Source organism: Flavobacterium araucananum, assembly GCF_002222055.1.
GTDB lineage: Bacteria > Bacteroidota > Bacteroidia > Flavobacteriales > Flavobacteriaceae > Flavobacterium > Flavobacterium araucananum.
Genome location: NZ_MUGS01000073.1, coordinates 1 through 9,393, shown reverse-complemented (window position 1 = coordinate 9,393; position 9,393 = coordinate 1). Strand labels below are relative to the sequence as shown.

The following is a 9,393-nucleotide window of genomic DNA, read 5'->3' as shown; positions in this document are numbered from 1 at the left end:
TTTTTTATGCAAAAAGTCAAAAAAGACCACTTTAAAAAGTAGGTTTTTTTTTCTTATTACATTTTTTATTTCTTCAAGAGATGTATTTCATCGATTATTTATGCTTTTTGTCGGAAAGTAGGGGTTTTAAAAAAAAAGACTTGCGAGACACTATTTTTTATAGTTTATTTGAATTGAAATTTCTTAAAATGAGAATCAATATTCTTTTAAGAGTTGAAATTTAAATAGTTATCTTTTTTGTGCAGTTAGGTTATGTTTTGCTCATTTATTGAAGTTTTATTTTGTAAAAAAAAACGTTCAAGAATGATAAAAAATATTTTAGAAATAAAATGCAAAACAATGTTAGTGGAAAAAATAGTAAAGTATTAAATAACAGCGCTTTGTTTTTTTAAGAAAAATATCGATTTCCAAAAACAAGATTTAATATCACCAACTTGTATGATTAAAAAACTACTTTATTCGTTTTTATTTTTTGCCCTTTCCCAGACCACTATTTTTGCGGCTACTTATTACTCCAGAGCTTCAGGAAATTGGAATTCAAATTTAACATGGTCTCTTACCAGCGGAGGAGCTGCAGTTGGTGCAGGTATTTTTCCGGGTTTAAATGATACTGTTTTTATAGAAAACAGTAATGTCGTAACCGCCACAGTAAATGCACAAGCAGCAGTACTAAATTTTAATGGCAATAATGTAACACTTAGTGTAAACTCAGGCGTAGTAGTTGCAATAACAGGAGCTATAAACGTCACTTCATCAGCCAGTAGCGACAGAACGCCGTTGATTACTGGTTCAGGAACCTTAACGAGTGCTTCTCTTGTAATTGGAACAGACGGAAACCCGGCTAATAATACAACCATAAGAACAGAACTGACTTCGACAATTGCAAATCTTACGATAAGCGGAAACTTGACAGTTTCAAGTTTTGTGGGTTCTAGTAATACCCGAATAATTAATTCAGGATTTTATTTGCAAAGTGGTATTGTAGATTTGGGAGGTCAAATCGTTACGACAAACGAAAATGCAGTAAATACTGCTACAGTAAGTACGGCAACAGGAGCGCAAACCGGTACTTTTTTACTGGCTTCTGCCGGAAGTTCTTTTACTATTACAGGTACAGGAACGAGCTCTATAGTTTTGAACGGAACAAATGCTACCGTAAATTATGATCGTTCAGGTACACAAACCGTTAGGCCTACGACTTATACAAATCTTACTTTATCCGGTACCAGTGCCAAAACGACTACAACAGTTACAGTCAATGGTGTTCTTTCTCTTGAAGGATCAGCTACGGCATCAGCTGCTTTAACTTATGGTGCAGCGGCTACCTTGCAATACAACACAACGGCAAATCGTACTGCCGGTGTCGAGTGGCCGGCAACTTTTTCAGGATCAGGAGGCGTAGTTGTTAAAAACACAGGAGACATTACTTTAAATAATGCAAAAAATATAACCAACGGATTTTCTATTGCTTCAGGAGGCAAAGTAAATCTTGGTACTTTTACACATACCGTAGGAAGTCTTATACTTAATGGTTCTTCTACCGTTGCGGGTTCTTGGGGTAGTACAACCTCGACAGCCGTAAATAAAAATAGTACTTATTTTGATACAGCCGGTACCGGACTTATCAACGTAGGCTGTACGTTTAATTTTGCAAATGTTGCACCAATTACAAATGTTAGATTAAATACATTAAACAACCCATCACCAGCTGCAATATCATCACCGGCTTACGAAGATTTTGCTTCTTCAAGCAGTACCACATTAATAAGAGGACAGAGTTATACTATCTCGGTAAACGGAAATACTTATAACGGAAATTACAATTTTTATTACACCGCATTTGTAGATTGGAACCAGGATGGTGATTTTGATGATGCAGGAGAATATTATGCTATTGGAACTATTTCTAATTCTTCAGGAAGTGACGGAAAATTAGCTTCGGTTTATTTCCCAATTCCTACCGGTGCTGTTCTGGGTAATACCAGAATGCGCGTTATAAGTCATTACAATTCTTATAACACAACCCCGTGTTCGTCTGTGGATGGCAATAGTTACGGACAGGTTGAGGATTACCTTGTTACCGTTCAGGATGTATGTGCAGCAGCACCTGCTCCCGGAGATACGGTGTCGACGTCTGCTTCGGTATGTCCAAACACGCCCTTTACTCTGTCTTTGCAAAATCCGCCAGCAGACGGGGCAACCTTTGTTTGGCAAACTTCTCCAGATGGTAATAATCCCTGGACAAATGCACTGCCAACACCCACAACTTTTTTTTCAAGCACTTTCTCTACACCACAATCTGCAAACACAACAGTTGGCGACATAAGTCTTTATGGAAATGATACCTCAATAACAGGCGGAGAATTGTTCTTGACCCAATTGAACGGAAGTTATTACGGAGGTTTTGTAGTTCAGAAAACACCCGGAACAAATATTAATCCTTTTACTGTTACTTTCGATTATAAAATTTACGGCGGTTCAGGAGCTGATGGATTAAGTTTGAGTTATGCGTCGAATGTAGCCAATAGTGCCGGTAATGGCGAAAGTGGTGAAGGCTCAGGGATTATTGTACAATTTGATACCTATGATAATGAAGGAGTAGCAACCGGAAGCCGTGTTAGAGTTCTCTATAATAGTGTGGCACTTTTTAACTCAGCCATAAATGTTCCTTTTAATTTAAGAACAACAACTCCTAACAATGTTGTACTTACTGTTGATAGCAGCGGAAAATTATCTCTCTCTATCGCAGGAACAACTGTAGTATCTAATCTTATTTTGCCGGCAGGTTATCTTAGTGCCGACAAATCAAATTGGAAATTTAAATTTGCAGCACGTACAGGAGGTTCAACAGATATTCATAGTATTGATAATTTGACTATTAACTATCTTGATGTTGCTTCAACAAATCCTACATTGACAACAACACAAACCGTACCTACTTATTATCGTGCACTTGTTACTTGTGGTACAACGGTAGCGTCAAACCCTGTACTTGTCAATGTAACTTCGGCAGTAATTAACCCAATGACTGCTTCAGTTTGTACAGGATTAGCTTTTACAGTTACTCCGGTAAACGGAACCAACGGAACGATTCCGTCAGGAACTACTTATAGCTGGACTGCCCCAACCGTAACAGGAGCAATGACCGGAGGTACTGCAAGTACCGGTACACCAACAAGCATATCAGGAACACTTGTAAACCCTACAGGTACAGCACAAACAGCAACTTATACTGTTACCCCAACATCGGGAACTTGTACCGGAACGCCGTTTACATTAACTGTTACCGTAAATCCTTCGCCGGCTGCACCAACTGCATCAGCAACAACACAGCCAACTTGTTCTGTAAGCACAGGAACTATTACAGTTACTGCACCAACAGGCACAGGAATTAGCTATAGTATAAATGGAACGGATTATACCAATACAAACGGAATATTCACCGGAGTAGCGGTAGGAACTTATAATGTTACAACCCAAAATAGTACAGGATGTTTATCGCCGGCAACAGTAGTAGTCATTAATGCTCCTACTGTAAAAACATGGACAGGAACAAGCGGTACAGGTTGGAGTACAGCTACAAACTGGAGTCCAAACGGGGTACCAACAGCTTCAGATTGTGTGGTAATACCAAATGTTACCAACCAACCGGTTATTGCAACAGCCAATGGTTTTGCTCAAATACTAACCGTTAACAATGGTGCTTCATTATCTGTTTTAAGTGCTTATACTTTAACCGTAGCAGATGCTATAACAGTTGGATCAACGGGATCATTAGTATTCGAAAACCATTCAAGTTTGCTTCAGTCCAATAGTAGTTCTGCCATCAATAGTGGTAACATTACATACAAACGTATAAGTCCGCAAATTCGTCGTGGAGACTTTGTTTATTGGTCAGCACCGGTAACGCCTCAAAAATTAATTGATGTTTCTCCTTTAACCTTATCTGATAAATATTTTGGTTTTGATGGTAACAATTGGGTAGAAACCAATCCAAATAATACAATGCTTGTTGGTAAAGGATATATTATCCGCGCACCATCAACATATTCTATAACAGTCAAAGCAGATTACGCTGCTTCATTTGTTGGAGTTCCTAACAACGGAAATTTGTCAGGAGAAACTTTATTGGCAAACAAGAATTATTTAATCGGAAACCCGTATCCATCTGCTCTTGATGCCAATACATTTTTGGCAGCCAACGGATTTTTAGACGGGACACTTTATTTCTGGACACACAANNNGACAATCCTTTTTTGCAAGTTCTAATGCTGCCGGAACAGTAGTTTTTAATAATTCAATGCGTTTAGGAGCAACAGATAATACCCAGTTTTTTAAACAGGATAAATCAGCAACTGCCACAAATCGTGTATGGTTAAACATGACCAGCCAAAACGGATTGTTTAAACAAATGCTTGTAGGTTATGTAGCAGGAGCATCAAATGATTATGAAAACAGATATGATGGTGTTACTCTGGACGGTAACCCTTATTTGGATTTCTATAGTTTTAATAACGGAAACAAATATGTAATTCAAGGTCGTGGTTTACCATTTTTGGATACAGATACCGTGCCTTTAGGATATCGTACTACAGTCGAAGGCGAATTTACAATTGCGATCGATGAGACAGACGGTGATTTATCCAGTCAGAATATCTATCTGGAAGATAAAACAACCGGAAAAATTCAGGATTTGAAAGCCGCTAATTACACGTTTCAAACAGCAATAGGAACTTTTACAGATCGTTTTGTTTTACGTTATACCAACAAAACATTAGGAGTTGGAGATGTTGAAAATCTGGATAATAATGTATTGGTTGCGGTAAAAGACAAAGTTGTAAAAGTAACTTCGACCAAAGAAAATATAAAACAAGTTACCCTTTTTGATGTTTCAGGAAAACTGCTTTATGACAAAAATAAAGTTGGAACAACCGAGTTGCAATTGCAAAATTTACCATTGAGCAATCAGGTTTTGTTGGTAAATATTACATTAGAAAACGGATTTGTAACCACGAAAAAAATAATATTTAAGTAAAAAATTACAACCCTTAGTTAGAGAAATCCATTCGTTACGGCGAATGGATTTTTTTTATGGAATAAAATCTAAACATCATCTAAAACAGGTATTGCAATGGTTAATAAAAAACACTATAATTGCAGTTAATTCCTACAATTAAATAAAGATGTAATTGTAGTTCAATACTTTTTAGTTTGATTAAAAAATATATTTCAGTTCTCGTACTCCTTATTTTCTTTATCCAAATTTCTGTTTATGCACAACAAGGCAAAGTAGATATTACTTTTAATACCGTTGATAACGGGCTAAACGGAGATGGTTTTGATAACACAATCCGAACATTGGCTTTGCAATCTGACGATAAACTTATTGTTGGCGGCGATTATCTGAGCCTGAACGGAATTCCAAATTCTTATTTATGCCGTTTAAAACCCGATGGCATTATAGACGAAAGTTTTAATACAGGAGCGGGTATAAAAGGTAAAGTCTACGACTCGTATCTTCAAAAAGACCGAAAAATAATTCTAGCCGGAAATTTTACGGCCTATAACGGAAAAAGCACCGGAAGACTTATTCGCCTAAACGAAGATGGTTCGCAGGATGAAACATTCAATACTTCGACAGGAGCAACAAACGGAATCATCTATAAAGTTTGTCCCCAACCGGATGGGAAAATTATAATAGCAGGCAGTTTTACAAAATACAATACTACGACCGTAAACAGAATTGCAAGGATTCTGCCAAACGGCGCTTTAGATCCTGCTTTTAATACTGGTTCAGGAGCTGCTGCAAACATAACGCAGGTGGAGGTATTGGCAAACGAAAAAATTATAGTTTCCGGAAATTTCAGTTCTTTTAATGGAGTCACAGCCAATAGAATTGCCCGCTTATTTCCTGATGGTACAGTTGATCGCAGTTTTGATAGTGGTTCCGGTTTTAATGATGATATAAATGCCATGGTTTTGCAGCCGGATGGGAAAATTATTCTGGGCGGAAAATTTACCACTTACAACGAAATCACGACCAATAGAATTGTCCGGCTAAATGAAGATGCAACTGTAGACGACAGTTTTTTTACAGGTTTAGGTTTAACGGCAGACGCTGTTCAGGTTCTCAAAACAGATCGTTCGGGTAGCATTATGGTGGGTGGATCTTTTAAGGGTTTTTATAATGGTACAGAAGTAAATCGAATGTTTTTTTTGCATTCAGACGGAACGCTAAACCCTAATTTTGATATGGGTTCAGGACCAGGTTCAGCATCTGTTTTAGCACTTGCAAATGCCCCGGATGGTTCTTGGTATATTGCAGGTTCATTTTCGGTTTTTGACGGTCAGAATCAGGGAAAACTAGCAAAAGTAAATGCCAGTGGAGAACATGATACAGCATATTTGGCTGCTGGAATTGGTTTTGATAATGCTGTTCTAAAAGTTTTGCCTCTGGCAGAAAATAAGACAATGGTATTGGGGAGTTTTACAAAGTTCAATGCTACTATTGCGCCAGGAATAACCCGACTTTTAGAAAATGGTTCTGCCGATGCTACTTTTAATGCAGGGCAATCCGGAGCCAATAATTTGATAAAAACAGCAGTTTTGCAAGCCGATGGTAAAATAATTTTTGCAGGTAATTTTACAAAATATAACGAAATAAGTTCAAACCGTATCATTCGCATTTTGCCTGACGGAGCCATCGATCCTACATTTGTAACAGGTTCAGGATTTAAAAGTCAGGTCTATGCAATTGCAATGCAGGATGAAAAAGTAATAGTAGCCGGAAATTTTACCACCTACAAGGATACGCCAGCCCCAAGAATAGTGCGATTGTTAGAAAACGGTTTGCGTGATCCCGGTTTTAATGTTGGTCTTGGTGCCAATGCTATTGTCGAAACCCTGCTTGTGCAGCCAGATGGTAAGATCTTGGTTGGAGGCCGTTTTACCAGTTTTGATGGTCAGGCATTTTTGTGTTTAGTGCGGTTAAATTATAACGGAAGTATCGATTCAGAGTTTAATGTTGGAACCGGTTTTGATAAAATAGTTTATACGTTAGCCTTACAATCCGATCAAAAAATAATTGTTGGCGGCTCTTTTTTAAGCTATAACGGACTCTCTCAAAAACGAATTCTCAGATTGAATCCCAACGGAAGTTTAGACCCTACTTTTGAGTCCGGTGCTGGTTTTAACAAAGGCGATGTTTTAAGTCTTTTAATTCAGCCCGATGATAAGATTTTAGTAGCAGGAACTTTTTCAGGAACCTATAAAACCACACCTTCGTTACGATTGATGCGATTGCTGAAATCAGGAGATTATGATCCTTCTTTTCAGGCAGATCTCAATGGCAAGGTTAGTACAATGAGTTTTTCAGCAGATCATAAACTCGTAATTGGAGGCGATTTTAATTCCGTTTCAGGACTTGCCAAACATAGAATTGCCCGATTGAAACTTTGCTTAGAAACCACAATTTGGAATGGTAACTCATGGTCAAATGGTTTTCCGTCAGGCGGAAAAGAATTGGTTTTTCAGGCAGATTATCCCAATTTGCAAACCGCGAATGTTTGCAGCTGTACAATTGAAGAAGCAAAAACAGTCACACTTTTAAGTTCGAATACCTTAGGTCTCGAATTTGATTATTCAGGAGCCGGGATATTAGTTCTCGAAGATTCAGCCAGTTTATACCAGTCAGATGATGAGATACAAAATACCGGAATTGTTCAGATTAAAAGAAAATCGTCTCCCATTTTAAAATTTGATTTTACCTATTGGTCTTCTCCCGTTGCCAATCAAAAATTGGTAGCTGTTTCGCCCAATACCTTACCGGACAAATATTTCTCGTTTGATTATGTCTCCAACGATTGGAATCAGCAAGACCCATCTGACGTGATGATAGCCGCAAAAGGATATATTATTCGCGGGCCACAGGATTTTTCTACAACCGTTCCTTCACCATTTGAAGCAACCTTTATGGGAATTCCTAACACCGGAAAATTCAATTTAGATTTAGGGAATAGTGATAGTTTTAATTTAATAGGAAATCCATATCCTTCGGCTTTAAGTGCAGATTTATTCCTGCTTCAAAACCAACTAAATATAAAAGGAGCCCTTTATTTCTGGACACACAATACCCCTTTTGAAAATAATGAATATACATCTGGCGATTATGCCGTTTATAATTTAGTAGGAGGCGTAGGTACAAGAGGCTCACTTTCGACAGGTGTTAACAAAACCACTCCGGACGGAACAATAGCTTCCGGGCAGGCTTTTTTTGTTGCAAGCAAAAAGAAAGGAACTGTAGCATTTAGCAACAGTATGCGCATTCAGGAACAGAATTCAACTTTTTTTAAACCCGCACAGAACCCAAAAATAAATACCTCTAAAGAAAAACAAACAAGCAAAATCGAAAGACACCGGATCTGGTTAAACCTTGAGAACAAGCGAAATGTTTTTAAACAAATCCTGATTGGATACATTCCCGAAGCAACAAATTGGTATGATGAAGATTATGATGCTGTGTCCTTTAATGGTAATCAATATGCAGATTTTTACAGCATTGTCGAAAATAAAAACCTCGCAATTCAGGGACGCGCTTTGCCATTTGCGACTACAGATATAGTGCATTTGGGATATCAGACCACTATTGCAGATGAGTTTACAATTTCGATAGATAAAAGCGATGGCGAACTGATTCATCAATCCATTTATATCGAAGATAAAACAACCGGTTTTGTCCATGATTTACGCAAAAGCAACTACACTTTTACAACCGCGTCAGGAACTTTTGCAGATCGTTTTATAGTGCGATATACAGCAAAAACATTAGCAATCGATGATTTTGAAAATCGTAAAAAAGAGATCTTGGTTTCTGTAAAAAACAAAGTGATTACGATAACAACATCAAAGCAAAATATCCGTGAAGTTGCTGTTTTTAGCGTATCAGGAAAGCTTTTGTACCATAAAAAGAAAATAGGAAATACCCAATTGCAAATTCAAAACATAGCGCCAGGAGAACAAGTATTATTGGTAAAAGTAATTTTAGAAAACGACGATACGTCGACGAGTAAGATTGTGTTTTAAGAGTATGAAATTTTTAAAACTTAATGAAAAGACTACCCGTTGGGTGTAATTACACCCAACGAGTTAAAAGACGATAAAAAACCCTAGAAATACAGACTTAAGGTTGCCTAATTTATATTGTTTAAAAAAATACTTATAATTAATTGTAGTTTTATATGTAAATTCTGATTATCATTGTGTTTTGTTTAAAGTTTTTACTTACAAAATAAACTTTAAGTATTTACGTAATAACTACAATATGAAGAAAAAACATCTATTATTCTTGCTTTTCTGTCCCTTGTTTATTCATGCCCAGGATATTCTTTGGGAAAA

General features: G+C 37.3%; 3 protein-coding genes. All 3 read left to right on the top strand.

Annotated elements, in window-relative coordinates:
- Positions 1-438: 438 nt before the first annotated feature.
- The 3 genes from B0A64_RS25650 (at position 439) to B0A64_RS23245 (ending at position 9,081) form a co-directional block, all read left to right on the top strand.
- Positions 439-4,269: a beta strand repeat-containing protein gene (locus tag B0A64_RS25650; RefSeq protein WP_089481851.1), complete on the top strand. Its 3,831-nt coding sequence runs from the start codon at positions 439-441 to the stop codon at positions 4,267-4,269.
- 31 nt (positions 4,270-4,300) lie between these two features.
- Positions 4,301-5,035 (top strand): T9SS sorting signal type C domain-containing protein, encoded by a 735-nt coding sequence (locus B0A64_RS23250; protein WP_089481850.1) that lies wholly within the window; start codon positions 4,301-4,303, stop codon positions 5,033-5,035.
- Positions 5,036-5,211: 176 nt separating this feature from the next.
- Positions 5,212-9,081, top strand: a complete 3,870-nt coding sequence (locus B0A64_RS23245; RefSeq protein WP_089481849.1) for a T9SS sorting signal type C domain-containing protein — start codon at positions 5,212-5,214, stop codon at positions 9,079-9,081.
- Positions 9,082-9,393: the final 312 nt, after the last annotated feature.